Genomic DNA, 25,797 nt, shown 5'->3' on the forward strand with positions numbered 1-25,797 from the left:
AAAAGAGCGGGTTACTGTTGGTGAATCAAGACGCTTTCTTGCCACTGGCGTGGAAGCTTGCGGGCTGATTTTTCCCATGCAGTAAAATCGGTTACAGGGTGCACGTTGCTGTATTGGTCATTAGCGATCAGCTTGTCTTGCACCGATTGAGGTAAGGTGACGCTGCTGCGAATTGGGCGTGCATAGCCTTCGGCAAGGTTGATTTGTCCTTGGTCACTAAAGATATATTCACGCGCCAATTTGGCTGCGTTTGGGTTTTGCGCGTACTTGTTGATGATGGTGGTGTAACCTGAAATAACCGAACCATCTTGTGGAATGTTGACGCTAAAACGCTCGCGGTCGATTTTGTCGCGATAGTTTAGCGCGTTGAAATCCCACATGATTGCCACTTCAACTTCGCCTTTTTCAAGGTTGGCGATGCTTGGGTCGGTAAAAGATAAGCGACCTTGTTTAGCCAGCTCAGCAAAGAACTGAATTGCTGGTTTCAGGTTAGATTCGTTACCCCCTTTGGCAAATGCTGCCGCAAGTACGGCGTTGTTTGCTTGAGCGGCAACGCCGACATCACCAACAGTGACTTTGTAGTCGCCTTTGAGTAAATCATCCCAACTGGTCGGCGCATTTTTTACTAGGTTGTTGTTCGAGATAAACGAGATGGTGCCGGTGTAGGCGAGCGCCCAGTGACCATCTTGATCTTTTGCCCAATCAGGGATGTCATTCCAAGTGGTCGGTTTGTATGGCTGAGTCACGCCTTTTTTCACTGCAACGCGAGCGAAGGCAAAGCCGACATCACCAATATCTGCGGTTGCATTTTTCTTTTCTGCAGCAAACTTTGCGATCTCTTGCGCTGAGCTCATGTCAGTATCTTGATGTTTTAAGCCGTAGTTTGATTTGAGATCTGCCCACGTGCCTTTCCAGTTCGCCCAGCTATCTGGCATGCCGACACTGTATACCGCCCCCTCTTTTTGCGCTGCGCTGATCAGAGTTTGTAGATCAGCGTTATTGGTTGCTGCTGAGTTGATTTCTGATGAATGGCTTTCTGCTGAAATAACTGGCATCGAAAGTGTCGCTGCGATCAGAGTAGCTGATACGGCAGTGGTACGACTTAGCAATTTGTTCATTGTCTCTATCCTTCTGGACTAGGTCAGTAAGTTCGAGTTGTATGCTAGGGATGGAATGTGACGATTTAGCGCAATAAATCTGACAGTTTTTCGGCAATTGTGTGGCAGTTTTATTTCACTTTAACTGGCTGTTTAATTTCATATTTTCGTCATAAATGGTGATTAAGGTGCTGGGTTTTGTAAAATTTGAACCCGCCAATACAAGGATGAAACCGTTGAGTCGATTGAATACCCAATTAGCCAAAATCAAAGCCGATATTCGCCAGCAGATTGCGGCGGGGGAGCTGCTGCAAGGGCAAAAATTACTGGGAGAAAGAGCACTTAGCGAGCAGTTTGGTACTACGCGAATCACTCTTAAAGACGCCTTGATTGCGCTGGAAACGGAAGGGCTGATTTATCGCGAAGAGCGACGGGGTTGGTATGTTTCTCCACCGAGAATCTGTTACAACCCTCTCTCACGTTATCACTTTCAGCAAATGATTCATGAACAGTCACGAATAGCAGACACTAAGCTGCTAAATGTCGTAAAAATGCCGGCAGATGGTGTTTATCAGGAAGTACTCAGCGTGGAGCGAGGCTGCCCACTTTTGCTTATTCAACGCTTGCGCTATATCGATGGTCGAGCGGTCCTTTTTGTTGAAAATGTGCTGAAAGAGTACCTATTTGCTGGGATCTTGCGTTTTGACTTAACAGATTCGTTAACCGCTATTTACCGTAACGAGTATGGCTATCAAACCCAACGCTCTCGTTTTGAGGTGATTCCAACCTCCGCTCCGAGTCATGTTGCCAAAGCGCTCAACTTGGCAGAAGGTCAGCCAGTGCTAAAAATATGCCGAGTGAACTATAAACAAGATGGTGAGTTGATGGATTGTGAGTTCGAGTACTGGCGTCCGGATGCGGTGAAAATTCAGATTGATAGTGAGCGAATGGACTAAAGAAAATCGCGCAACTTTGTTCTATTTTTTGCGTGCAGCGAATGCTTATAGTAGGACTCAACCTTAACCAGTCATTACATAAGGATTTGTATGCAATTTGATACTAAATTTGCCATTGTTGTCGCTGATGATTTACCGACTTGGCAAAAACTGAATGTCGTTAGTTTTCTTTCTGGCGGCGTCACTGCGAGTTCAAAGGTGAGTGTTGGTACACAATACAAGGATGCTTCTAATACCGAGTATCTGCCGCTCTGTGTTCAGCCCATCATCGTTCTAAAAGCAAAGCGAGAAAAACTTGCTACGTTTATTCAGCGCGCTAATCGAGACCAAGCAGAAGTTGCGCTGTTTATTGAAGATATGTTTTCTTCTGGTCACGATGAAGCAAATCGACAGACAGTAAGCCAATACGCCACAGAGGAGTTGCCTCTGGTTGGTATTGCGATGTGTAGTGATAAGAAGTCAGTTGATAAGGTATTTAAAGGCGCTAAATTGCATGACTAAACCTTGTCACGATTATATTTCTTTGATGTGTTTCGGATTATTGTCATTGCAAAAGCAGAGATTATCGATAATTGACAACGATTTGTAACATCTTTATTTTTCAGCGTACTTTCCGCTAACCTAATGATTCTATGGCGTTACTCTGCGCCATTGAGCGTTGATATCAAAGGCGGTTTCGATCATTTTAGCCTGCTCCAACCACTTATCTATCCAACTTAGTTAGAATTGCCCACTCACTGGCGTTTTGGCGCTGTATCAATATAGCCACCGTTGAGTGGCAGACGAATTATGAGGCTGGGCATCTTTATGCTGGGCCGTAAAAGAATCTGTTGTATGCCTAAATTGAATCTAAACCTGAATCATGCCAAGAGTGGAAGTGTGTTCTCGGATACACAAATGACTGACAAACTTGCCACAGCTCTTACTCCTAAATATCAGCAAGCGAGCAAAGGTTTGTGCTTAAGCGCGGGTATGACTGACAAGCACCTTGAGCGGCGTTGGAAAGTATTAGATTCGATGACGGACAAACAAGTGCTGTTTGATTCTTTTACCGAGCAGCATTATCAAGAGTATGCCAATAACATTGAGCACTTCGTGGGTACGGTCAATGTCCCTGTCGGTATTGCTGGGCCGCTGCGTATTAATGGTTTGTTTGCTAACGACGACTATCTGGTTCCTTTGGCAACGACCGAGGCGGCTTTAGTGGCTTCTTACCATCGTGGCTCGAAACTTATCACAGCGGCTGGTGGCGCTAGTGCGATGTTGCTTAACGAAGGGGTAAGCCGCACCCCAGTGTTTGCTTTCCAATCTCTGGCTGAGTCGGCGCAGTTTGTTAGCTGGGTGGTGACGCAATATGATCTGTTTCGTGAAATGGCTCAGTCCACCACATCACACGGTAAGTTAAAGGACATTAACGTTAACATCGAAGGCAACCATGTTTATCTAGTATTCGAGTTTGTGACAGGCGATGCGTCTGGCCAGAATATGGTTACCATCGCAACCCAGCAGGTATTCAGCTATATCTTGGAAGCAAGTCCGATTCAGCCTGTCGAAGCTTTCTTAGATGGCAATCTATCGGGTGATAAGAAAGCCAATGGTTATGTGCTGCGCTCAGTTCGCGGTAAGAAGGTCTCTGCGGATATTACGATTTCCAAACAGCTCGTCCATAAACATCTGCACACTACGCCTGAAGCCATGGCAAGTTTCACCCAGATGAATACTGTTGGTGGGCTGCTCAGTGGTTCGATTGGTGTTAATGCGCATTACGCGAATGCGTTAACCGCACTTTATATCGCTTGTGGGCAAGATGCAGCGTGTGTAGCTGAATCGGCTGTCGGTATTACCCGCATGGAAGTCACTGCACAAGGTGATTTGTACGCATTGGTGACGTTACCTAACATCATGGTGGGCACTGTTGGCGGCGGTACAGGTCTGCCTACCCAAAAAGCATGCCTAGATATTCTTGGCTTGCATGGCAGTGGCAAGGCCAAAGCACTGGCGGAAGTTGCCGCTGGGCTATGTTTGGCGGGTGAATTGTCGATTATCGGCGCATTTTGCGCAGGGCACTTTTCCCGTGCTCATCAAAAATTGGCGCGTAAAAAGGTGAGCCCACAGCCAACTAGCTAAGAAAGATTTAGCTATAGTGTGGTTAGTCTCTTCCTTAAATGATTTTCTGACATGGACGTGAAATGATGCTGTGGATCATTACTAAATACGCACTGACAGCTGGGATTGTGGTGTTAATTTCAGAAATTGCCAAGCGAAGTGACAAGGCTGGGGCTTTAATTGCCGCTTTGCCGACGGTCACCATATTGGCTTTGATTTGGATGTATATTGAAGGGCAGGGACAAGCGAAACTCGCTAACCATGCTTACTACACGTTTTGGTATGTGCTACCCACTTTGCCTATGTTTCTCGCCTTTCCGTTTTTGCTCAGTAAGTTTTCTTTCTGGCCAGCATTAGGTATTTGCGCGCTTATCTCAATAGTGTGCTTTTTTACTGTGGCTCTAATCGTTAAGCAGTTTGGGATTGAGCTAACCTAGTTTAGTGCCCACGATAAGAAAACAAAAATGGCGGAGTGATTCCGCCATTAGTCTCTTTATTATCAAGCGATTTGTTCGCCAGATTAGTACTTCTTCTCAAAGCACATAGTTAGCTCTGTGGTTGACTTGTTATCTGTCGTGTACTCAGAAGCGTAAACCAAGCTCCAACCATCGTAAGCTGCTAGCTCTTCGTTGGTGTCCGAATCATTAGTCTCTACCGTCACACAGCGTAGCATTTTTGATGCATTATCCGCATCGAAGTCACGCATTTGGCTGGTCACGTTTGCGCCTGAACACGCTGTAAGTGCTAGAAGAGTTGACGCTGCAAAAAGTGCTTTTTTCATTGTTATTATTCCATATAAAACATAGCGCACGGAAAATAATGGAATGATGTACTATTTGCAAGGCGGTTTTGGTGCTCACTGAGAATTTCGTCAGTATTATCATTGTATTATTGAAGTAGGGATGGTGGCATTGCCAACACCCCATAGATAGATTAGGGCTCTAAGCGGGTACTTCTTCGATAGGCTTATAGCCTAAACGCACGGCTCCCCAATGTTTATTGTTGACATAGATCGGTACCGATAAATCATGCATGATTTCACCGGTATCACGCTTATAGGTTTGCAATAACATCGTTTGAGTGTGTGAGCCACATTTTTGACCCACTCTATCGCCAAAAATGCGCTTAGTGCGATTGCGTACAATATCGATGTCAGGGTTCCCCGTAAGTGGCTGACAAAATTCATTGTTGTGAGTCGGTACATAGCCTCGACAATCAGTCGCGATAACGTAAGTGAGCCTGTCGTCTTCGCTTAGTGCTCTCTCTTGAATGTCCGGTAGTATTCGGTCACAAAATTCATCAAATTGGGTGGAGTACTTTTGTGGATTGGTGCCTTCGATAGGTCGGTAGTTATGATCAAACAGTTCAGTTGCCGTGATTTTACCTGTCTCAATCGCGCTCTCAAATTGAGTTGAAATTACGCGGGCTGTTTTACTCGCCGAGTTATAGATAGGCCAATGCACGCTATCTTCGTACTGAGCGACCACAACCGCGTTACACTGTTCTGCCAATTCCATAAGTTTGCAGGCATCTTCACGCAGCGAGTGCAATTGGTCGTTGCTTTTGATGATCTCTTCGTTGACTTGATGAACTGAGTCGGCAATCCCTTGCAGCTTGTTTTCATTGATCTCAACGCCCGATGAGATATCTTCAATCTTGTGTTCGATATTCTGGGCTTTATTGGCAATCGTATCGAGCTGCTGCTCAACCACATTGATGCTTTGCGAACCATCGCTGACTTTGCTTGAGAGCGTGCGGATCACTTGACCGACACTTTTGGTTTCCATCACGACAGAATCGATGATCTTGGAGGCTTTGTCTGTGCTCTGGGTTGTTCTGTCCGCCAGATCGCGCACCTCATTGGCAACGACCGCAAAACCACGCCCAGAGTCGCCAGCCCGCGCCGCTTCAATCGCCGCATTCAATGCCAGTAGATTGGTTTGCGCGGCAATAGCTTCAATATCCGCTGCGACCTGACGAATTCTATCAATTTGCGCTTCAAGATGTTCCACTTGGTCGAGTGAGTTTTCTGCTTCATTAACCATTTCATTCATGTTGATGACAGTTTCACTCAACTGATTCTGGCAAAGCGTCGCGACGCTATACATCTCCAGCGCTTCTGCATGGGTATCGTGCGCAGACGCGGTGGTCTGTTTTAATGTTTCAGCGATGGTGTTGGTATTCATGCTCACCAACTCGGATTGCGCCGCTTGCTTCTCGACGCTTTGCGAAACATTATCGATTGCAGCAGAAACCTCAGCCGCGATAACGGCTTCTTGGTTCATCTCATCGGCAATTTTTGCAGCAACGCTAGTTTCTTCAGGTTGATGATGTTCGCTTTCATCGTTTGTTTTTCGCATCCGTACATATGCGAGGATCAATGCCAGAGTGAAAAGTGGGGCACTTGCAGCAATACCAAATTGGAACTGGTAAAATATTCCTATACAGCTCAATACGAATATATCTAGCCATCTAGTAATCAGATCTAACCTCATATAACTTCCTTATCGCTCTATAGTTTGAATTGTATTTGACTAAAAACCGCGATCCTTGGCTTTTATAAATGGGTGTTGTTTATATACATCAACAGTCTGGTATAACTCGGCATGAATATCTAGGTGGATTCACCGTATCAGTTTTAAGGATATTTAGTCTGTTTGTACTAACTCATGCTTAATATTTTAGTGGGATTTATATTAGTTATCGATTAAATATTAGTTATGACAAGCGTTAGCGCGATGTGGTTAGATAGATATATCATCAAGTTTTTAGATTTATTCTAATATGATGAGATAATTACGACGTTAGTAAATTTGTGAGTTAGAACAACTTAGTTTTGTCGCTCTCTATAGTGTGAGCTTGGTCGATGGTATCCTTTTTACTGCTGAAATTTTGTTTGTTGGTAACAAATAAATAGGACGTTGTTTTATTTAAAAAGGATTTTATCAATGATCTCATCATTGCACATTAGATTGACGGACATTAACAACAATAAGCTATTCCAAGCATTTACGGTTGTAGTGATCATTCTTGCGGCGCTTTCAATTGGAGCCAATACTTTCGAGCTTCCTGCCAATGTGAGTACACTCATTCATTGGCTTGATCAGTTTATATTGGTCTTTTTCCTCATCGAAATCGTGATTAAATTCTTCTCGTACAAAAATAAAGTCGATTTCTTTAAAAGTGGTTGGAACATATTTGATGCAGTTATTGTGATTGGTAGTTTGCTTCCATCAGCGGGACAAGGCATTCTCATTGCGCGACTGCTGCGTGTATTTCGTGTATTACGTTTGGTCTCTGCCATACCTCAGTTGAAATTACTGATTAATGCGCTGATCAAAGCAATACCGAAAATGGGTTATATTGCGGTACTGATGTTTATTATTTTCTATATCTATGCCGTTATTGGTAGTTTGATTTTCTCCCATATTAACGAGGTGTTGTGGGGAGATGTGTCCATTTCAATGTTAACCCTATTTCGCATTGCCACATTTGAGGATTGGACGGATGTGATGTACGAGACGATGGCGGTATATCCATTGAGTTGGATTTTTTATCTAACCTTTATTTTCCTGACCGCATTTGTCTTTCTGAATATGATGATTGGTGTTGTTATCGAGACGATGACCGCAGAACACGCTCTTGCCGAGCAAGATGAGAGTGCTGAATTACCCACGCTGTCGTCTGAGCATGAACAAAGACAGATATTTGCCACTCATTCACAAGTAGAGTCGTTACAAAAAGAACTGATTGAAATTAAGCAGCTATTAAAGCAGAAGCAGTAGTTGTTCCAATAGAGATAAATGGTTAAACAAAGGGATTTGAAAAGCCCCTGACAGAGCAGGGGCTTGGATCTTTAAGCTGAATCTAAAATGGTTCTATACGGTTTACTGACCGACTTTACTCAGTTTTAGCCACGTATCGATCACCGTATCTGGGTTTAGCGAAACAGAGCTGATACCTTGCTCCATTAGCCATTGGGCAAGATCGTCGTGATCCGATGGACCTTGACCACAAATGCCCACGTATTTGCCAGCTTTGGTGGCAGCATCAATCGCCATTTTCAGCATTGCTTTGACCGCTGGGTTGCGCTCATCAAATAGGTAAGCCACATCACCAGAATCACGGTCTAAACCGAGTGTCAGCTGGGTCATATCGTTTGAACCAATTGAGAAGCCATCAAAGTACTTGAGGAACTCTTCCGCCAAAATTGCGTTTGATGGCAGCTCACACATCATGATCACTTTCAGACCTTGATCGCCACGGCGTAAGTCAAACTTCGCCAGGAGATCGATAACTGAAGCGGCTTCATCTGTGGTGCGCACAAATGGGATCATGATTTCAACGTTCTTTAGACCCATTTCATTGCGTACGCGTTTGATTGCTCGCGTTTCAAGCTCGAAACATTCTTCGAAGTCCGGTGAGATATAGCGAGAAGCGCCACGGAAGCCCAGCATTGGGTTCTCTTCGTGTGGTTCGTACTCTTTACCACCGACTAGGTTGCCGTACTCGTTAGACTTAAAGTCAGACATACGCACGATAACGCGTTTTGGCCAGAACGCTGAGGCGATAGTTGCAATACCCTCGGTTAGCTTACTGACGTAAAAATCGACTGGGTCTTTGTAGCCACGAATGCGTTGACTGATCTCGGCTTTCAGCTCGTCGCTTTGTGCGTCGAAGTTAAGCAGTGCTTTCGGGTGAATACCAATCATCTTGTTGATGATAAATTCTAAACGTGCAAGACCGACACCTTCATTCGGGATCTGCGCAAAGTCGAAGGCGCGATCTGGGTTACCGACGTTCATCATTACTTTAGTAGGCAGTAAAGGTAGCTCGTCTACCGATGAGCGTTTTACGGCAAAGTCGAGCTCGCCTTGGTAAACATAACCGGTTTCACCTTCAGCGCAAGAAACAGTCACAGTCGTACCATCAGTCAGCAACTCAGTGGCGTTGCCACAGCCAACGATAGCAGGAATACCCAATTCACGAGCAATGATGGCTGCGTGACATGTACGACCGCCGCGATTAGTGACAATCGCAGAAGCTTTCTTCATCACAGGTTCCCAATCAGGGTCAGTCATATCGGTAACGAGCACATCGCCGTCTTGGACTAGTGACATTTGATCCAGTGAATCGACTAGGCGTACTGGACCTGTGCCAATACGTTGACCGATCGCGCGACCTTCCAGAAGAACCTCTGCCTTATTGCTCAGCTCATAACGCTCAATCACGTTTTGGTTACTCTGTGAACATACTGTTTCAGGGCGTGCCTGTACGATGTAAAGCTGGCCATCAATGCCATCTTTTGCCCACTCAATATCCATTGGACGTTGGTAGTGCTGCTCGATGATCATCGCTTGTTTGGCAAGTTCTTTGATCTCTTCGTCGTTGAGTGAGAACTGGTTACGCTCTTGCTCGTCGGTATCGATGATCTCAACTTGTTTGCCAATTTCTGGATTTGGTGAGTAGATCATTTTGATCTGCTTTGAGCCGAAGGTCTTTTTCACAATCGGATGTTGACCAGCCTCAAGCATCGGTTTGTGCACATAGAACTCATCAGGGTTAACAGCGCCCTGAACCACCATTTCACCTAACCCCCAAGACGAAGTGATAAAAACTACTTGATCAAAGCCTGATTCGGTATCGAGAGTGAACATCACCCCAGAAGAGGCTTTGTCTGAGCGAACCATGCATTGAATGCCCGCAGATAACGAGATTCCACGATGGTTAAAACTTTGGTGAACACGGTATGAAATGGCGCGATCATTAAACAGTGATGCGTAAACGTGTTTGGTCGCTTCTAAAACGGCATCAATGCCTTTGACGTTGAGGAAGGTTTCTTGCTGACCTGCAAATGAGGCATCTGGCAGATCCTCTGCAGTAGCAGATGAGCGAACTGCAACCGACATTTCAGGCTTGCCGGCTGTCAGTTCCTCATAATTGGCACGTATATCTTGTTCTAAATCGGCTGGGAAAGGGGCATCTAACACCCATTGGCGAATTTGCGCACCGGTTTTACGTAGTGCGTCAACGTCACTAACGTCGAGTTCATCCAGTAGTTGGTGAATACGATCGTCAAGACCGTCATGGTCTAGGAATTGGTTAAAGGCATAAGAGGTCGTCGCGAATCCGTTAGGAACGGAAACACCTGCTTTAGAGAGGTTGGAAACCATCTCACCCAGCGAGGCATTTTTGCCACCAACCTTATCAACATCTTCCATGGATAGGCCATTAAACCATAGGGTATTGTTTTGCATGTCTTTCTCCAGAATGCAGCATTTAGTGTAGGGGTTTTTATGGCAAACGTTTACGTGAGATCTCAAAAAAATTTTTAACAAATTTTAAAAGCTGTGCTCAGCGTAATAGTCTGCTCGGGTTATTTATTTGTATTATGGGACTATCCTAATCAAATAATTTTGAAAGTTTAAATAAAACATGCAAAAAAATAGTCAAAGTCGTGATGTATTCTATGTTTCTGATGGAACCGCCATAACATGTGAGACCTTGGGGCATGTTGTTTTAGGTCAATTTCCTTTCAAAGCAAATGAAAAAACATTCCCTTTCATCGAAAGTGAAGAAAAGTTGATAAATTTGTTAAAGGAAATCCAGTGCTCGTATCAAAAAAACGGCGAAAAGCCGCTAGTTTTTTTCTCTATTGTGTTGCCACAACTAAAGGCGATGCTGCTGGAAGCGCCGGCCTATTGCTATGATGTGATTGAAAGTTTGGTTAGTCGGGTCGAGCAAGATACGCAGTTGCAGCCCGAACCGAAATTGCAACGCTCACGCAGTGTTGGTAAAGATTCCGAGACCTATTTCGATCGAATTGCCGCGATTGAATACACCTTGGCACACGATGATGGCATCACGCTTAAAGGTTTGGAAAAAGCCGATATTATTTTGCTCGGCGTGTCTCGCAGTGGCAAAACACCAACCAGCCTTTATATGGCGATGCAGTTTGGCTTGCGCGTGGTGAATTACCCATTTATTGAAGAAGATATCCGTCGGTTACGCTTGTTGCCTGAGTTTGAGATCCATCGCCATAAACTGTTTGGTTTAACCATTGATCCTGAACGTTTAACTCAGATCCGTGAAAACCGTTTGGCAGGCAGTGAATACGCCAGTACGGAGCAGTGCTTGGCCGAGCTTGCCAGTGTTGAAGCGCTGTTTCGCCGCGAAGCGATCCCTTACATCAATACTTCAGCGCTGTCGGTAGAAGAGATCTCAACCCGAATCTTGGAAAAATCAGGGCTAAGAAGACGCCTGCTGTAATACCAAGATTAAGATTGGTTAAATACTTGGTTGATTGCGACTGCCATCACAGCACAGGTTTTCTCTTAACTTATTGCTTTTGTTAGAGTTCGAGTAAGCAAGGAAAGGAGAGATGGATGAAGAAATATGTTGTGATCGCAACAACACTTGGATTTGCGCTATTTATGTGGTTTGGCAGCCAGTCAGGCTGGTTTGATTCAAATAATCCTGATTCTTTCCCCAAGCGCCCTGCAGAGCCAGGCTTTGACGTTCATCAAGGCTTTGATGGTCGATGGCAAGGAAGAAGAGAGGATGTGACTGGCAACAACCTTTGCAGCAAAACTGCAATTACCGGTGTAGTAGAAAACGGCTTTGTACAGTTAACCTTAGCCTACAATGGCACTGTGCTGACGGGTTGGATAGATAGCCAAGGTCAGCTGACCTTGTATGCTAATCATTCACAGTGGGATTACCGTTTTAGCGGTAATGCAATTGGTGACCGAATTGGCGGACGATGGTATCTGACCAATGGTCCTTGTAAGGGGAGTTGGTCGATTGAACGTGAGTGATTTTTTAGTTATTAATAGCTAAGCTTATACCTCAGGGAATCTTGGTTTAGCAGTTTATAAGTGAAGTAGGGCAATGGAGAAAGTCGTCGATCTCAATCTTTGGCAAAGGGCGCATGTTAAGTCGCAAGAAGAGTTGCAAGCTCTATATGATGAGGTGAGTGCGCTTTATCAAGCCCAGCCCTATCCCCTTCTCTCTGAGCGTTGCGCTAGCCTTGAGAAACTAAAGCTCGCGCTTTTGCGCTTTCAACCTCAGTTGCAGCAAGCTTTGAGTGAGGATTATGGTTACCGCAGTGAATTTGATAGCGTGATCTGCGATCTGCTGCCAGCGATAGAACACATCAATTATACCGCTAAGCATTTACGTAAATGGATGAAGCCTGATAAGCGTCGTGCGGGCTTAATGCTAATGCCTTCCAAGCTTGAAGTCGTTTATCAACCCCTTGGGGTGGTTGGTGTGATAGTGCCGTGGAATTTTCCCATCTTCCTTAGTATCGGTCCGATTGCCACTGCGATTGCTGCGGGCAATCGCGTGATGGTTAAATTGAGCGAACATACCCCGAATACCAATCAGGTGCTTAGCCAAGTTTTTGCTGAGCTTGATAATTTGGTTTATGTGGTGGAAGGCGAGGTGGAGATAGCGCAGTGTTTTTCACAGCTGCCGTTTGATCATCTGTTATTTACTGGCTCCACCAAGGTTGGCAAGTTGGTGGCAGAACAAGCCGCACGCAATTTAACCCCAGTGACGCTTGAGTTGGGTGGCAAGTCGCCAGTGATTATTGCACCAGATGCTGATCTTAAGCAGGCTGTTGATGCGATTTTGATGGGCAAAGCGATAAATGCTGGGCAGATCTGTGTTGCTCCCGATTACGTCTTGCTGCCTGAAAGTAAGCAGCAAGAATTTGTTGACCTCTATTTGAATCGTTTTTCGCAGCTTTTCATCGAAACGGCCAAGCCGCTAACCAAGGTGATTAACCAAGCGCAATTTGACCGCCTCAATAGTTACTTAGAAGATGCAAAAACGAGAGGGGCGCAAATACATACTATCGATGCCCAAGTGCCGGAACGCGTATTATTGCCGCATCTTGTCACTAATTTGACCGACAGCATGGTAGTGATGAAAGAAGAGATCTTTGGTCCAATTTTGCCAGTGATTGGTTATCGCCACATTCACCAAGTGTTTGAGTATATTGAAAATAAACCAAGACCTTTGGCGCTTTATCTAATGAGTCACGATAAAGCGTTGATTAGTAAAGTTCGCACGCAAACTCACAGTGGTGGATTGTGTATTAACGATACGCTTTTGCATGTTTCTGCCAAAGATGCACCTTTCGGCGGTATTGGTCAGGCGGGAATGGGGCATTACCATGGCGTTGAAGGCTTCCGTACCTTCTCCAAAGCAAAAACGGTGCTGACAACGCCATCTTGGCTACCACGAAGTCGTTTGCTGCTTGAGTACCAAACTCGCTTTAAGCAGCTGTTGTCTAAGCTTTTCCTACACTGATTGCCTTATCTTTCCACAGATAAAAAAACAGACCCAAATGGGTCTGTTTTACTTAGCACTTTATTATTGTTTTGAGGTTGACTTTACTGGCAGTTAGCCTGTTTATGGCGCTTCTGAAATCGGCTCAGGCGCATAATGCTGCGGTCCAAGTTTTGCCACTTCAGGAATGATGGTTGCGATCGTCATGGTTGACCAAGTACCAGCGACGATACCGATAAACATGGTGACAGAGAAACCGTATAACGGTTCACCACCAAGTAACCATAGAGAGACCACTGAGATCAGGGTGGTACCTGATGTGATCAAAGTACGTGACAAGGTATTGAGGATCGCTTGGTTATTTAACTCAGCGATAGGCAGTTTTACGTTGGCTTTTAATAGTTCTCGAATGCGGTCCGAGATGATGATTGAGTCATTGAGTGAGTAACCTAATACCGCCAATAGTGCTGCGAGTACGGTTAAGTTAAACTCCAATCCGGTTAAGGCAAAAAAGCCAAGCAGGATAAACACATCGTGCATTAGGGCAAGGAGTGCTCCCGAAGCTAAGCGCCATTCAAAGCGGAAGCTGAGGTAAGCCAAGATCACTAGTAGGGTGATCAGCACAGCCAAACCACCTTGCTCGGCTAGTTCTTGACCGACTTGCGGACCAACCAAGCTAACGTTGAGCATTTCGACTTGTTTAGAGAAGCTTTCCAATAGCGGTTTAATTTCAGGTTGTTGCTCTAGGTTTTCAGGGGCTGCGTAGCGCAACATCCATTGACCTTGATCGCCAGTAGCAACCACAGATACAGGCTGATGCAGGGCTGCTTCAAGTTTTGCTTGGATCTCTGGAGCAGTTAGCGTGCTATCGAGGCGCACTTCGCTGATCATACCGCCGGTAAAATCCAGACCGAAGTTAAGCCCTTTCGTTGCAAGTGCGAAGATCGAGATAATGATAAATAGGCATGAAAGCAGGCTACCTGCGTGACGCCATTTGGTTAGTTTGTTTAATTTATTCATAGTTATACCCTCACACCACGACGTGAATCTTTACCCCAAATAATGTTGATCACTGCGCGCGAAGCGAAAATACCAGTGAACATACTGGTCAGCAGACCAAGACCAAGCGTTAGTGCAAAGCCTTGAATCGGACCATTACCGATGGCGTACAAAGTTGCCGCTGAGATAAGCGTTGTGATGTTGGAGTCAAGGATGGTGGCGAAAGCACTGCTAAAGCCAAGGTCGATGGATTGCGCCATACTGCGACCTTCACGCAGTTTTTCCTTAATACGTTCAAAGATCAGTACGTTCGTATCAACCGCCATACCGATAGTTAAAACTAAACCGGCAATACCAGGTAGGGTCAATACCGCGCCTGGTAGCAAGGCGATCAAGCCAAGCAGCATCACCATATTGATCATCAGTGCAAAGTTTGCCACCCAACCCAGTTTGCGATACCAAACCGCCATAAAGAGTAGAGTAAGGCTTAAGCCAAGTGCTAAAGCTGCAAAGCCATTTTCAATGTTTTCCGCACCTAGAGATGGACCAATGGTACGTTCTTCTACGATGGTGACTGGCGCAGTCAGTGAACCTGCACGTAGTAACAACGCTAGATCTTGCGCATCATTAAGCTGACCGACACCGGTGATTCTAAAGCGGTTACCCAATTGAGACTGAATAGTCGCGATACTGATGATAGTGTTTGATTGCTCAACATTGCCTTCAGCGTCACGGCTGTATTCGCTATAGCCTGTCGCCATTGGTTTGCCAATGTGTTTGCCCGAGAAGTCAGACATCATGTGACCGCCGGTTGAGTCGAGCGAGATGTTTACTTCTGGCATGCCCATTTCGCCCATTCCAGCGCGAGCATCGACAATATGCTCACCGGTTAGTACTGGTTTGCGTACCACATAAACAGGGCGACCATCTTGGTCAGGGATCATAATGGTATTGATGGTGCGTTCTGGTTTCACTTCGTAGAACGCCAAACTTGCTGTCGCACCAATAACGTTTTTCGCCGCCGCAGGGTCTTGAACACCTGGCAGTTCGATACGAATACGGTGTTCACCTTGACGTTGAACCGCCGCTTCAGTGATGCCTAGCTCTTCGATACGGCTGCGCATCGTCTGCAAGTTTTGTTGCACAGTTAAGCTGGTTAGAGTTTGCTTTTCTGAATCAGTCAGTGCCATTTCTAAGCCGTTGTCGCCTTCGCCACGTACTTGCCATTGAGGGTATTGCTCACGGACAAATTGGCGAATAGTCGCAATCGCTTCTTCATTTGGCGCTTTGATGTGTAAACCTGATTCACGGCTGGTTTCAACACGAACACCACGTAGGCGTTCTTGGCGTGCGTAATCTTTGATCGCTTCTTGAGCTTGTTCGGCATGTGAGTGGAACACTTCATTCATGTCGACATCAAGTAGGAATTGCACACCACCACGAAGGTCTAGACCCAGTTTGATCGGCTTAAAGCCCATTTCAAGTAGCCAAGCCGGAGCGGCTGGAACCATCGCTAGCGTTACCACGTCATCTTCAGGGGTGAAGTCAGCCAAAAATGTTTTGGCGTGGTTTTGATCCGCAGCATCATCTAAAACGACGGTGGTTTCACCATCACTTTGGTCGATACGCTTGACCGCCATGCCATGGGCTTCAAGTTGTTGTTTGACGGTGACGACAGAAAGTGGTGTGTCTTTATGGTTAACAATGACAGCGGCATCTTCACCAAACCAAGATGGCAGGGCGCTTAGCAGCATAATGATAATTGTGGTTACCAGAACCACATATTTCCATGCTGAGTAATGGTTCAGCACGGTACGATTGGTTTTTTTTGTACGCATAAACATTCGTCTCTTTGGCAAATGCCAAATGATTAAATCCGTGCCATGCGTTTTATACGCACAGCAAAACCCCTCGCTAGAAACGAGGAACAAGAGAGATAAATGTTAGGCGTCGGCTTGGCTAATAAACCGATAGAGAATATTGGACTCTTTCCAGCCGGCAATGCGGTGCATGGTCGAGGGTGGATGAAGTGTCCAGTCGTACCAGTTATCCAGCGTGAGGTAGACACGCCAAACTAAGGTCGATGCGGTTGAATCAGTAAAGTCGAAAACTAATTCATAAGTAGGCTCTGCTTCGTGTAAACGTTCTGGAATAAACGAACCGTTACGCAGGATTGAGGCTAGGCTAGGAGAGAGCGATTTAGCCGGAGCTCGTTGTTCAATTTGGAAAAAATGCGCAGGATCGTCTTGTTCAACAGGCGTTTGTGAAACAGTAACTTTGATAGGCTGGGTGAGCAGAGGTTTAATGATGGGAGCATTGCTAGTTGTTTGGCTAGCGAGTGCACTACCAGCAAACAAACAGGCGAGCAGCAGGCTAAGCATTACGCTCACCATACGGCACTGTTTAATCCACTGACAATTCATACAATCACTCACATCTCTGATCGCCGCTATCATAAGCTTGCTTTTGGTATTCAACAAGTAGTAGTTGTTAATTGTTGCAAAATAACTCGCGACTTTGCTAGGTACTGTGGAGATATTCCGCAATCGGATGAGAAGCTTTAAGCGAGGCAAGCTGCGCCAACAAGCGATATCAGCGAGTCACATTACATTTTGCTGAATATGCAACCAGTTTGTTTCATTGAGAAACAAATTCATCTCAACTAAGGCAAAGGAGGGGGTTTACATTGCTCTTAAGATCAAGCAATCTCTGTGACCCAGTTCAAACTAAGCCAGTTTCTAATGTCACAATACCAGATCAAATTCATCGCATCCGATATGGATGGTACGCTACTGAATGAGTCTTCTCAGCTTTCTCCTGAGTTTTACGATATCTACCATCAGCTAAAGCAAAAGGGCATCATCTTTGCTGCAGCCTCTGGTCGTCAGTATGCGAGTTTGCGTAAAACTTTTGCGCCAATTCAAGATGAAATGATGTACATCGCGGAAAACGGTACGCTGGTGATGCGTGGTGAGGAAGAGCTTTACTGCTGCCCACTGGGTAACGATGTTGTTGAAGGCATTATCCGAGAAGCGCGCCAAATTGACGGTGCTTACATTGTCTTGTGTGGTAAACGCAGCGCTTACATTGAAACTCAAGATCAGCATGCGTTGGATGAGTTAAACAAATACTACGCTGAGTGCCAATATGTCGACGATTTACTTTTAGTTGAAGACGAGTTTATCAAAATCGCCATTTGCCATTTTGAAAGCACCGAACAATTTGTTTACCCAAAACTTAACGAGAAATTTGGTGCGACCAACCAAGTGGTGGTGAGTGCAAAAATTTGGCTGGATATTATGCATGCTGAGGCGTCAAAAGGGGCGGCAATCGAGCATTTGCAAAACACACTTGGCTTTACTCATGAGCAGACCATGAGTTTTGGTGATTACTTTAACGATGTTGAGATGCTTAAATCGAGCTACCACTCGTATGCGGTAGAAAATGCTCATCCAGAGGTGAAAAAGCTCGCTCGTTTTAGTGCGCCAAGTAATATCGACAACGGTGTGCTAACAGTAATTAAAGACAAAGTGCTTAATGCTGAATAAACCTCTTTTTGACTTAGAGATTTGAATAGAGCCCTGCTTATATTGCAGGGCTTTTTGTTAGCCGATTTGCGTCATTTCATGTACGACAAAGCTTTCGACAGCCCCTTCTGTTGCTGCGAGGTATTTTTCGATATGTGAGTTTGCCATATGCTGTTGCCATAACTCACGGTTGGTCCAGTTTTCGAAAAACAAGAATAATGCTGGGTTGCTATTATCTTGATGCAAATCGTAGTTTACGCAGCCTTCTTCTTGACGAGTAAACTCAATCAGATTGATAAGTTCCTGTTTCACTAATTCAATCTTGTCTTCTTTTGCCACTATGTTGGCAACGATAGTTAGGTGTGCCATACAAATCCTTATTGTTGTTGGTCTTACTGATATTAGCTGGTGATTTTAGCTTAGATGATCAATCGCGATGAAACTGGGTTCGATACTGTTTTGGTGATACGCCGACGATTCTCCTAAAGTGGTGACGCATGCTAACTGCATTGTTAAAGCCTGCTTTGATCGCCAATTGCTCAATATTGATCTCTTCACTTTCAAGTAGCCCTTTCGCCAATTCCGTGCGTTGGTGGATGAGCCACTCTTGTGGAGTGAGTTCCATACTACTACGAAACTTACGATCAAAGGTTCGGCGCGACATGTTGGCTTTTTGTGCCAGCGTATCAATTTGAATGGTTTTGTACAGGTTAGCTTTTGCCCAATCGAGTGCTTGCGCGAACTGGTTAGGAACTTGCAGCATTGGCGTGTCGACGAACTGGGCTTGCCCACCACTGCGATGCGCGGAAACAACTAAGCGCTTGGCGACTTGGTTAGCGACTTCATAGCCAAAGTCCTGCCTGATGACGGCAAGCCCCAAATCAAGGCCTGCGGCACTACCTGCGGAGCAGCCAAGTTGACCATCAAAGACATACAATACATTACTGGCGTAGTTAATCTGTGGGAAACGTTGACGAAACTTTTGCTCAAATGCCCAGTGCGTAGCCGCTTGTTTATCTTTGAGTAGCCCAAGTTCAGCTAATAAAAAAGCGCCGGAGCAAAAGGAGAGAATTCGTTTACCTTGTTCGGCAAACTGCGTCACTTGCTGGCGAAAATGTTCATCAATCGGTTTTGGCTGTGTCGGCCAACTGGGGACAACCAACATATCGTAGGGCTGTAAGTCATCAATAAACTTGGTTTGCATGATGATTGAGCCAGTGGTGGTAATAGGCTGGTCGTCAAAGTTAACAATGTCTGTTTGGTACCAATTCGTAAACTCAGGGCGGGGCAGGGCAAAAAGCTCAACCGCGCAGCCTAGCTCAAATAGAGAGACATCGGGGTGCGATAAGATCGCCACTCGTTTATTCGATGGATTCGGCTCGGTCATCCTTTACCTCGCTGTTACATAATGATCACTTTGGCTTGATATTAACGACCATTGACTTAAAAGCCAATGGTTAACTTTTCACCATAGCGTAATAATGAACCTATCAATTGAAACAGACAAAGCAAGGAGAGTTTATGTCTAGTGCCGTATCAAGAGTAACTGCCGCAAGTAGCGATCGAGCTTTAGCCCACTTTAGCCGCCTGATGGAGTTTGAAACAGATTGTTGGGATGTGCACCATGCAATCTCGAATCAAAAGCAAGATTTCATTCTGGTTGATGTACGTGGCAATGAATTGTATTCAAAGGGACATATTGCAGGCTCGGTGAACATTCCCCACACTCGCCTAAATGATAAAAATCTGGCGCAATACCCCGCTGATACCTTGTTTGTCGTCTACTGCGCAGGACCGCATTGTAATGGGACAGAAAAAGCGGCGATTCGTTTGGCAAAGTTAGGTCGACCAGTAAAGAAGATGATTGGCGGCGTGACAGGCTGGTTAGACGAAGGCTTTGAACTGGTTCCACAGATTGACTATGCACAAGCTTTAGACAAAGTTTAATCGCCATGCACAGAGCGCATAGTATACCTGACAAAATATCATTGGATGTTTTTGAATGGCGGCAATACACTCCGCGCTCTTTTTCTTTCAGGACACAGTATGTTCTCACAATCTTTGACTGCTCAGTTAACCAGAATGGTGTTGCTGCTTGGCATCACTTTGGTTGCGGTACATCACTGCGAGCCATTGCTGGAGCTTCTCGCTCAACAAGCGGTTGACATGGGCTGCCATCAAAATAGTGGCGCAGAAGAACATTCTTCTCATTCACATCATCACTAAGGTTGTTATGAGTATTTTTCGTTTTCCATTACTGGTTTGGCTTGGGATCGGTATCCTGATCACCAGCCTTGGTATTCGCCAATCGTTCGGTATTTTCATGATGCCTATTTCTGAGCATTTTGGAACTGGGCGAGAGTTTTTTAGTTTTGCTATCGCATTGCAAAACTTGTTATTTGGTGCCTTTCAGCCTTTTGTAGGTATGGCAGCGGATAAGTTTGGCTCAAAACGCATTATCTTTTTAGGTGCACTTTCTTATGCGTTGGGTCTTTACTTAACCTCTATTACTAGTGAAGCGAGTATGCTGTACATCTCTCTTGGTGCGCTAGTGGGTTTGGGTTTAAGTGCGACAAGTTATGTGATTGTCCTTGGTGCTGTGGCGAAAGTTGTGCCAGCAGAACACGCGGCGAAAGCGTTCGGTTTAACCACCGCTGCGGGCTCATTTGGTATGTTTGCAGTTATTCCAGGGGCGCAATGGCTATTGAGTGACTTTGGTTGGCAACAAGCACTGCAAGTGTTCGCTATGCTGTGTACCATCATTATGGCACTGAGCTTGTTTATGAAAACGTCGCAAAAAGCCAATGCTTCAGCGGCAAATCAGGAGCAAGACAACCAAACCTTGTCTCAAGCACTAAAAGAAGCGTTTAGCCATAAAGGCTACTGGCTTATTCACGCGGGTTTCTTTGTCTGTGGCTTCCACGTGATGTTTATCGCAACGCATTTACCAAGCTACTTAGCGGACAAACATCTGCCAGCAACCAGTGCGGCGATGGCTTTGGCGTATGTTGGTATCTTTAACATCTTTGGTTCTTACTTTTGGGGAATTATGGGTGATAAGTTCAACAAACGTTACGTGATGTCTGCCTTGTACTTGATGCGTACGGTTGTGATTGCGGGCTTTGTTACCCTGCCAATTACCGAAAATACGGCGGCAATGTTTGGTGCAGCGATTGGTTTTTGTTGGCTAGGTACGGTGCCTCTGACATCTGGCTTGGTTCGTCAAATCTTTGGAGCGCGCTATCTATCGACGCTGTATGGTTTGGTGTTCTTTACTCACCAAGTCGGCAGTTTCTTGGGCGCATGGGCGGGTGGTCGTATTTATGACTATTACGGCAGCTATGACCCAATCTGGTGGTCAACGGTGGTACTTGCGTTTGCGGCTGCACTATTGCACTTACCGATCAACGACAAACCTGTCGCGCGTTTAGCAACCGCATAAATGCTAACCAAAATATCAAGAGCTGAGTTATACTCGGCTCTCTTTTTATCTTTTGGATATTCTCCATGTTCGCTGAGTGGTTCACCTCTGAAGCACTGATTGCTGCTTGTCTTATTTTTGTCGGTGCGTTTGTTCAAACATCCATCGGATTTGGCTTAGCCATTGTCGCTGCACCATTGCTTTATTTTGTTTCACCTGATTATGTCCCAGCACCAATTGTGATGGTGGCTTTGTTTATTTCACTGCTCAATGCTTATAAGTACCGCAATAATGTTGAGATCGGTGGATTAAAAATGGCGTTGATTGGTCGCGTGCCAGGTTCGATAGCTGGTGGTGCTTTATTGGTGTTGGTTTCCGGTGACGTGCTGGCATTGTGGTTAGGCTTTTTGGTACTGTTTGCGGTTGTGGTAAGTTTGCTGCCATTTCGAATTGAACCAACCCCAACCAGAATGGGTATTGCAGGCTTTTTCTCGGGCTTTTTTGGTACCAGTTCCGCGATAGGTGGTCCACCAATGGCGCTGCTGTTACAGCATCAAGAGGCAAATCAGTTACGTGGCAATTTGTCGGCGTTTTTTGTCTTTAGTTCGATTATTTCATTGTCTGTGCAAGCTCCAGCAGGCTTCCTGACTTTGCATCACTTATGGATAACCATTCCTTTGCTACCAGCAGGCTGGTTAGGTTATCAATTGGCGCGTAAAACCACCGGGTCTTTGCCGAAAGAGAAAATCCGTATTGGCGCATTGATGCTATGCTCAATAAGTGGTTTAACTGCGGTGTGGCAAGGCTTTACCTCACTGTAGTTCATGCTCGGTTCATCTTAGCTATGCATACTAAGCATGAACAATAAACAGAATTAATTTGGTCGAGTCGACAGTGAGTCGATTTGACAAGTAGTGGATTCAATAGGTAGCTACTCTCTACTTTTATACACCTTTGCGATGTGTGCTGCGCTAACTTAGCTTGTGCCACACGCAGATGGTTTGCCAGTTTTTACAAAGAGGGTTTAAAACTATGCGCACATTAGGAAACATCATCTGGTTTATTTGTGGTGGTGTCGTTATGGGGTTGATGTGGTGGCTGTTTGGTCTCCTAGCGTTTATCAGCATCATCGGTATTCCATGGGGCAGAGCGTGCTTCGTGATGGGGAACTTTTCATTCTTCCCATTCGGTCAAGAAGCGATTTCACGTGATGAACTGACCAATGAAATGGATATTGGTACTAGTCCACTTGGCTTTATTGGTAATGTGATTTGGTTTTTGCTTGCGGGTATTTGGTTGGCAATTGGTCATATTTTATCTGCGGTCGCGTGTTTTGTTACTATCATAGGTATTCCATTTGCACTGCAGCATTTAAAACTTGCGGTGATTTCATTGGCGCCGATTGGTAAAACGGTAGTTTCGAAAGAAGAAGCGGCAGCTGCGCGTTACTCAATGCGTAAGTAATTTGCCAACGCACTGAGTTATCTAAAATCATATTAGGTTTAAATCCGCCGCTCGCTGAGCGGCGGATTTTTTTGTTTGATGCCGATGAGGTTGCCATTGTAGCCTCAATAGGCTTTGATGCCGTGTTCGCGTAACCGAGCTGGCAGCACCTGATCTAATCGTTCTATTTCATCGCTGTAGACGTCAATCAATGCAAATTGGTGGTGGCGGTAGAGTGCGCGAATGCGCTCTATTTCCTCATCAGCCATCGCGCCGTGCTCGTCTCCCCAATATTGCAGATAGACTTTACCTGTTGGTAGGTAGAAGTCACTAAGCTGCTCTTGCTCAATTGGCAGTGCGCGGTCATAGGCATGCACAATGCCATTCATGTATAGCCAGTTGTCGATAATGAGCTCAGCTCTCGAGCGCACGTAGTGTCCATCCAATGTGCGATGTTTAGCGGCAAACTTATGCTGGAAACTGGCGAAGGATTTATCGATCGCTTTTGCTTGCGCGTCTTGCCCCAAATATTCGACCACAGTTTGTTTTAGGCGTTTGTTTTTGGTGATGGTGTCATGCCATAAAACGAAGCTTTGTTCTGTTTCTTTGTCGGTTTTCTGCTGAGCGCCATGGGTTAATCCAGAGGCGGTGGCAACCCAGCCATGCTCACTTTTACTGATCCAGCCCAGTTCACTGAGTAGCAAATTAATACGCTTGGCAGAGAGAGCGAAATACTTGCCAAGCGAGGTGGCACTGAGTAGCTCGCCTTTGCTGAGTGAGTCGTCGATGAGTAGGTTTTCAGGCCATACAATAAACTGTCCAAATTTACTGTGCTGGACATATTCTCCGCCAAACTTTGCGCCAATTTCGGTTAATACCCAGCTTTGCTCTGCTCGATTGATGTAGCCCGCACGCTTGAGCTCGGCAAACAGATCTTGCGCTTTAATATCTCGCTTTTTGGCTAGTTGAGAAGTGGAGATTTTGTTGTCAGCCATTATGGTTCCTCGGCGCAGAAAGTGAGGGTATTTTCGCAGTGGTTTAAAATTGCGCCAAGGTAAATTATCGCTTTTGCTGCCAAGATGGGAGGTGTGGCTAACTTGCGGCGACAAAAAAGGAGGCTTTGCCTCCAGTTTTGTTAATCTTGGTATGTTGTGTAGTTGACTTGATTTCGCCCTGCACCTTTGGCTTTAAATAAGGCTTTTTCTGTCTGATTGAGCGTTTCTTGATGGGCATGCTCGACCTTGCCAAGACCAATACTGACAGTGTATGGCACGTGGATATCTCCAACTTTTACCGGGTTTTCTTCAAGCAATACTCGCAGCTCATTGCATTTGCTGAGCGCATCTTGCTGATCATGGGCATGAAATAGCATGCTGAACTTACCTAAGCCATCACGTGACAAGCTAATTGCCCGCGGTTTAGGAAAACAGGTTTGCATGATATCAGCAGTGGAAATCATGATCTTATCGGCACATTGAGAGCCATGGTGATTAAGGATCTGTTCGAAAAAGTCCACTTCAAGTTGGGCAAAAAAGACATTCTCTGAGTGCTGGTGGCAGTCGATAGAGGCGTTCATGGTGTGCTGGCTATCGAGCTTGGTCATTACGTCTTTGCACAGCAGGCTCTTGCGCAGCAACAGGTTAGACAATGCAATCTCACTGTATTCGCGGATCATACGCATGATGCAACTGTTATATGGCATAAAGGTTTGAACGTAAATGACGGCAATTAACTCATCTTGGTTGTGCAGGGGTATCGCATAGTGATTGGCGCGAATTTGTAGTCTCTGCGCGAGACGATCGGCGCTGTTTTTGTTCACAAAGGCAATTTTACCCGCACAAAAGTGACTGGCGAGTTGATCATCTTTTAAGGCAACTTTGCTGTTACCGTGAAAGTCTAACGTTGAAAATTGGCTGCTTTGTTGATCATATAGGCAAAACTGCACACCGCGGTTTGGCACGAAGCGATCCAGAGTGTAACGCAACTGATGCTTGAAGTTGTTTAACTCGGTTTGTTTGTTTAGTTGTGACAACGCCCGAGTCAATTGCTTGGTCAAGTAACTGATGGCGATGGCAATAAAGAGCAGTGATGCGATAAATACGGCACTTAAACCAAACTGATAAGAGGCAGCAAGAATATCTGAACGATCCGTACCGGAGATAAAGACCCAATCAAGCTCGTTGTCCGCATCAAAAACCGCGACTTTAAATTGATCACGATAGTAATACTCATAGTCAGAGAACTTAGTTCCTGATTCAACCAATTGGCTGATACCACTGCGATAGCTGATTGAGAGTGAGCCAATGCGGCTTGGATCTGGATGGAAGATCAAACGCCCGGTGTGCTCATCAATCACAAATACGTAGCCTTCATTAAGAGTACGAAGACCTCTTAAGCTTTGTGTGGTGTGTTTTAAGTCGAATTCTAACCACAGCTGTTGCGTGTCATTTGGCGTGTATTTAATCGCAAAAACCCAATAATCGGGATATTTCTCATACAAAGATGAAATCGCAATATCAGCTGAGAATTTGACTAGTGGCGTCCAAACGATATTTGGGTTTCTCTCAGGTAGAGTAGGGTTAAGCAGCAAAGAGCGATACTGACCTGTCTCTAGATTGACTTGGATGATATCGGCGTAGATAGGAGAGTGTTTTAAAATTCGGTACGCTTCGTTATCAAATTCGCTGAGTGTTTTCGCATCATTGAGCAAAAACAGTTTACTTGCTGCCGCTTCAACTTGAGCTGAGACCAAATGCATCGCGGTGTTCAAGTTGTCTAGGGACTGTGAATGTGCGTTTTGCTCAGATGTTTTGAGTTGATCATAAGCCAAATAGACCATACACAGCGTCATTAGTATGATGTACGGTTTGAGTAGTCGTGAGATCAACTGGGGTAAAGCCATGAGAAGAAATGCCAACTTATAGTATAATATTGTGATTTGTGTCGTATTT

General features: G+C 45.3%; 24 protein-coding genes and 1 pseudogene. 14 read left to right on the forward strand and 11 right to left on the reverse strand.

The window, feature by feature from the left end; translation table 11 throughout:
• Positions 1 to 11 precede the first annotated feature (11 nt).
• Positions 12 to 1,118, reverse strand: a complete 1,107-nt coding sequence (locus DPF93_RS04920) for an ABC transporter substrate-binding protein (RefSeq protein ID WP_114765093.1) — start codon at positions 1,116 to 1,118, stop codon at positions 12 to 14.
• A gap of 287 nt (positions 1,119 to 1,405) precedes the next feature.
• Between DPF93_RS04920 and DPF93_RS04925 the strand changes: the two are divergent.
• The 4 genes and pseudogenes from DPF93_RS04925 to DPF93_RS04940 all read left to right on the forward strand — a co-directional run.
• Positions 1,406 to 2,053, forward strand: a pseudogene (locus tag DPF93_RS04925) (UTRA domain-containing protein); the annotation flags it as partial.
• Between the two features lie 90 nt (positions 2,054 to 2,143).
• Positions 2,144 to 2,554: a DUF2000 family protein gene (locus DPF93_RS04930; RefSeq protein WP_114765094.1), complete on the forward strand. Its 411-nt coding sequence runs from the start codon at positions 2,144 to 2,146 to the stop codon at positions 2,552 to 2,554.
• A 333-nt stretch (positions 2,555 to 2,887) separates the two neighbouring features.
• On the forward strand, positions 2,888 to 4,180 hold the full coding sequence (locus DPF93_RS04935) for a hydroxymethylglutaryl-CoA reductase (protein WP_114765095.1): 1,293 nt from the start codon (positions 2,888 to 2,890) through the stop codon (positions 4,178 to 4,180).
• 65 nt (positions 4,181 to 4,245) lie between these two features.
• Positions 4,246 to 4,596 carry a DUF3147 family protein gene (locus DPF93_RS04940; RefSeq protein WP_114765168.1) on the forward strand — a complete coding sequence of 117 codons (351 nt, stop codon included), beginning with the start codon at positions 4,246 to 4,248 and terminating at the stop codon, positions 4,594 to 4,596.
• Between the two features lie 83 nt (positions 4,597 to 4,679).
• On the opposite strand, the gene DPF93_RS04945 is transcribed toward DPF93_RS04940, so the two are convergent.
• Positions 4,680 to 4,940 carry a lipoprotein gene (locus tag DPF93_RS04945; protein WP_114765096.1) on the reverse strand — a complete coding sequence of 87 codons (261 nt, stop codon included), beginning with the start codon at positions 4,938 to 4,940 and terminating at the stop codon, positions 4,680 to 4,682.
• 160 nt (positions 4,941 to 5,100) lie between these two features.
• Positions 5,101 to 6,519 (reverse strand): methyl-accepting chemotaxis protein, encoded by a 1,419-nt coding sequence (locus DPF93_RS04950; RefSeq protein ID WP_164675313.1) that lies wholly within the window; start codon positions 6,517 to 6,519, stop codon positions 5,101 to 5,103.
• A gap of 588 nt (positions 6,520 to 7,107) precedes the next feature.
• On the opposite strand from DPF93_RS04950, the gene DPF93_RS04955 reads away from it, so the two are divergent.
• Positions 7,108 to 7,944: an ion transporter gene (locus DPF93_RS04955; RefSeq protein ID WP_114765098.1), complete on the forward strand. Its 837-nt coding sequence runs from the start codon at positions 7,108 to 7,110 to the stop codon at positions 7,942 to 7,944.
• Positions 7,945 to 8,046: 102 nt separating this feature from the next.
• Here the strand turns inward: DPF93_RS04955 and ppsA are convergent, their stop codons facing one another.
• The gene (gene ppsA / locus DPF93_RS04960) at positions 8,047 to 10,416 is read right to left on the reverse strand and encodes a phosphoenolpyruvate synthase (RefSeq protein ID WP_114765099.1); all 2,370 of its coding nucleotides are present in this window, start codon (positions 10,414 to 10,416) and stop codon (positions 8,047 to 8,049) included.
• A gap of 178 nt (positions 10,417 to 10,594) precedes the next feature.
• Here ppsA and ppsR point away from each other — a divergent pair, with 178 nt between their 5' ends.
• The 3 genes from ppsR to DPF93_RS04975 all read left to right on the forward strand — a co-directional run bounded on the left by ppsR (position 10,595) and on the right by DPF93_RS04975 (position 13,477).
• Positions 10,595 to 11,428, forward strand: a complete 834-nt coding sequence (ppsR, locus tag DPF93_RS04965; protein ID WP_114765100.1) for a posphoenolpyruvate synthetase regulatory kinase/phosphorylase PpsR — start codon at positions 10,595 to 10,597, stop codon at positions 11,426 to 11,428.
• A 116-nt stretch (positions 11,429 to 11,544) separates the two neighbouring features.
• The gene (locus DPF93_RS04970) at positions 11,545 to 11,976 is read left to right on the forward strand and encodes a hypothetical protein (protein WP_114765101.1); all 432 of its coding nucleotides are present in this window, start codon (positions 11,545 to 11,547) and stop codon (positions 11,974 to 11,976) included.
• 73 nt (positions 11,977 to 12,049) lie between these two features.
• Positions 12,050 to 13,477: a coniferyl aldehyde dehydrogenase gene (locus tag DPF93_RS04975; RefSeq protein WP_114765102.1), complete on the forward strand. Its 1,428-nt coding sequence runs from the start codon at positions 12,050 to 12,052 to the stop codon at positions 13,475 to 13,477.
• Between the two features lie 102 nt (positions 13,478 to 13,579).
• Here DPF93_RS04975 and secF read toward each other — a convergent pair whose 3' ends face one another.
• The 3 genes from secF to DPF93_RS04990 all read right to left on the reverse strand — a co-directional run bounded on the left by secF (position 13,580) and on the right by DPF93_RS04990 (position 16,878).
• Positions 13,580 to 14,476 (reverse strand): protein translocase subunit SecF, encoded by an 897-nt coding sequence (gene secF / locus DPF93_RS04980; RefSeq protein ID WP_114765103.1) that lies wholly within the window; start codon positions 14,474 to 14,476, stop codon positions 13,580 to 13,582.
• A 2-nt stretch (positions 14,477 to 14,478) separates the two neighbouring features.
• On the reverse strand, positions 14,479 to 16,293 hold the full coding sequence (gene secD, locus DPF93_RS04985; RefSeq protein ID WP_114765169.1) for a protein translocase subunit SecD: 1,815 nt from the start codon (positions 16,291 to 16,293) through the stop codon (positions 14,479 to 14,481).
• A gap of 105 nt (positions 16,294 to 16,398) precedes the next feature.
• Entirely contained in the window at positions 16,399 to 16,878 is a 480-nt protein-coding gene (locus tag DPF93_RS04990) for a hypothetical protein (protein ID WP_244204680.1), read from the reverse strand.
• Positions 16,879 to 17,196: 318 nt separating this feature from the next.
• Between DPF93_RS04990 and DPF93_RS04995 the strand changes: the two genes are divergently transcribed.
• Positions 17,197 to 18,003: a Cof-type HAD-IIB family hydrolase gene (locus DPF93_RS04995; RefSeq protein ID WP_114765171.1), complete on the forward strand. Its 807-nt coding sequence runs from the start codon at positions 17,197 to 17,199 to the stop codon at positions 18,001 to 18,003.
• A 57-nt stretch (positions 18,004 to 18,060) separates the two neighbouring features.
• On the opposite strand, the gene DPF93_RS05000 is transcribed toward DPF93_RS04995, so the two are convergent.
• A complete protein-coding gene (locus tag DPF93_RS05000) occupies positions 18,061 to 18,351 on the reverse strand; it encodes a putative quinol monooxygenase (protein ID WP_114765104.1) in 291 nt (96 codons plus the stop codon).
• A 58-nt stretch (positions 18,352 to 18,409) separates the two neighbouring features.
• A complete protein-coding gene (locus DPF93_RS05005; protein ID WP_114765105.1) occupies positions 18,410 to 19,369 on the reverse strand; it encodes a helix-turn-helix domain-containing protein in 960 nt (319 codons plus the stop codon).
• A gap of 134 nt (positions 19,370 to 19,503) precedes the next feature.
• Here DPF93_RS05005 and DPF93_RS05010 point away from each other — a divergent pair, with 134 nt between their 5' ends.
• The 5 genes from DPF93_RS05010 (at position 19,504) to DPF93_RS05030 (ending at position 22,867) form a co-directional block, all read left to right on the forward strand.
• Positions 19,504 to 19,929 carry a rhodanese-like domain-containing protein gene (locus DPF93_RS05010; RefSeq protein WP_114765106.1) on the forward strand — a complete coding sequence of 142 codons (426 nt, stop codon included), beginning with the start codon at positions 19,504 to 19,506 and terminating at the stop codon, positions 19,927 to 19,929.
• 99 nt (positions 19,930 to 20,028) lie between these two features.
• Complete coding sequence (locus DPF93_RS05015; RefSeq protein ID WP_114765107.1) at positions 20,029 to 20,208, forward strand: hypothetical protein; 180 nt, start codon at positions 20,029 to 20,031, stop codon at positions 20,206 to 20,208.
• A 7-nt stretch (positions 20,209 to 20,215) separates the two neighbouring features.
• Positions 20,216 to 21,424, forward strand: coding sequence for an MFS transporter (locus DPF93_RS05020; protein WP_114765108.1), 1,209 nt, complete (start codon positions 20,216 to 20,218; stop codon positions 21,422 to 21,424).
• 65 nt (positions 21,425 to 21,489) lie between these two features.
• The gene (locus DPF93_RS05025) at positions 21,490 to 22,224 is read left to right on the forward strand and encodes a sulfite exporter TauE/SafE family protein (RefSeq protein ID WP_114765109.1); all 735 of its coding nucleotides are present in this window, start codon (positions 21,490 to 21,492) and stop codon (positions 22,222 to 22,224) included.
• 211 nt (positions 22,225 to 22,435) lie between these two features.
• Positions 22,436 to 22,867 carry a YccF domain-containing protein gene (locus DPF93_RS05030; RefSeq protein ID WP_114765110.1) on the forward strand — a complete coding sequence of 144 codons (432 nt, stop codon included), beginning with the start codon at positions 22,436 to 22,438 and terminating at the stop codon, positions 22,865 to 22,867.
• Positions 22,868 to 22,971: 104 nt separating this feature from the next.
• Here the strand turns inward: DPF93_RS05030 and DPF93_RS05035 are convergent, their stop codons facing one another.
• Both DPF93_RS05035 and DPF93_RS05040 read right to left on the reverse strand, forming a co-directional pair.
• Complete coding sequence (locus DPF93_RS05035) at positions 22,972 to 23,841, reverse strand: glycerol kinase (protein ID WP_114765111.1); 870 nt, start codon at positions 23,839 to 23,841, stop codon at positions 22,972 to 22,974.
• A 140-nt stretch (positions 23,842 to 23,981) separates the two neighbouring features.
• Positions 23,982 to 25,748 carry a sensor domain-containing diguanylate cyclase gene (locus DPF93_RS05040; protein ID WP_341866789.1) on the reverse strand — a complete coding sequence of 589 codons (1,767 nt, stop codon included), beginning with the start codon at positions 25,746 to 25,748 and terminating at the stop codon, positions 23,982 to 23,984.
• Positions 25,749 to 25,797: the final 49 nt, after the last annotated feature.

The organism is Vibrio rhodolitus (assembly GCF_003350325.1).
Taxonomy (GTDB): domain Bacteria; phylum Pseudomonadota; class Gammaproteobacteria; order Enterobacterales; family Vibrionaceae; genus Vibrio; species Vibrio rhodolitus.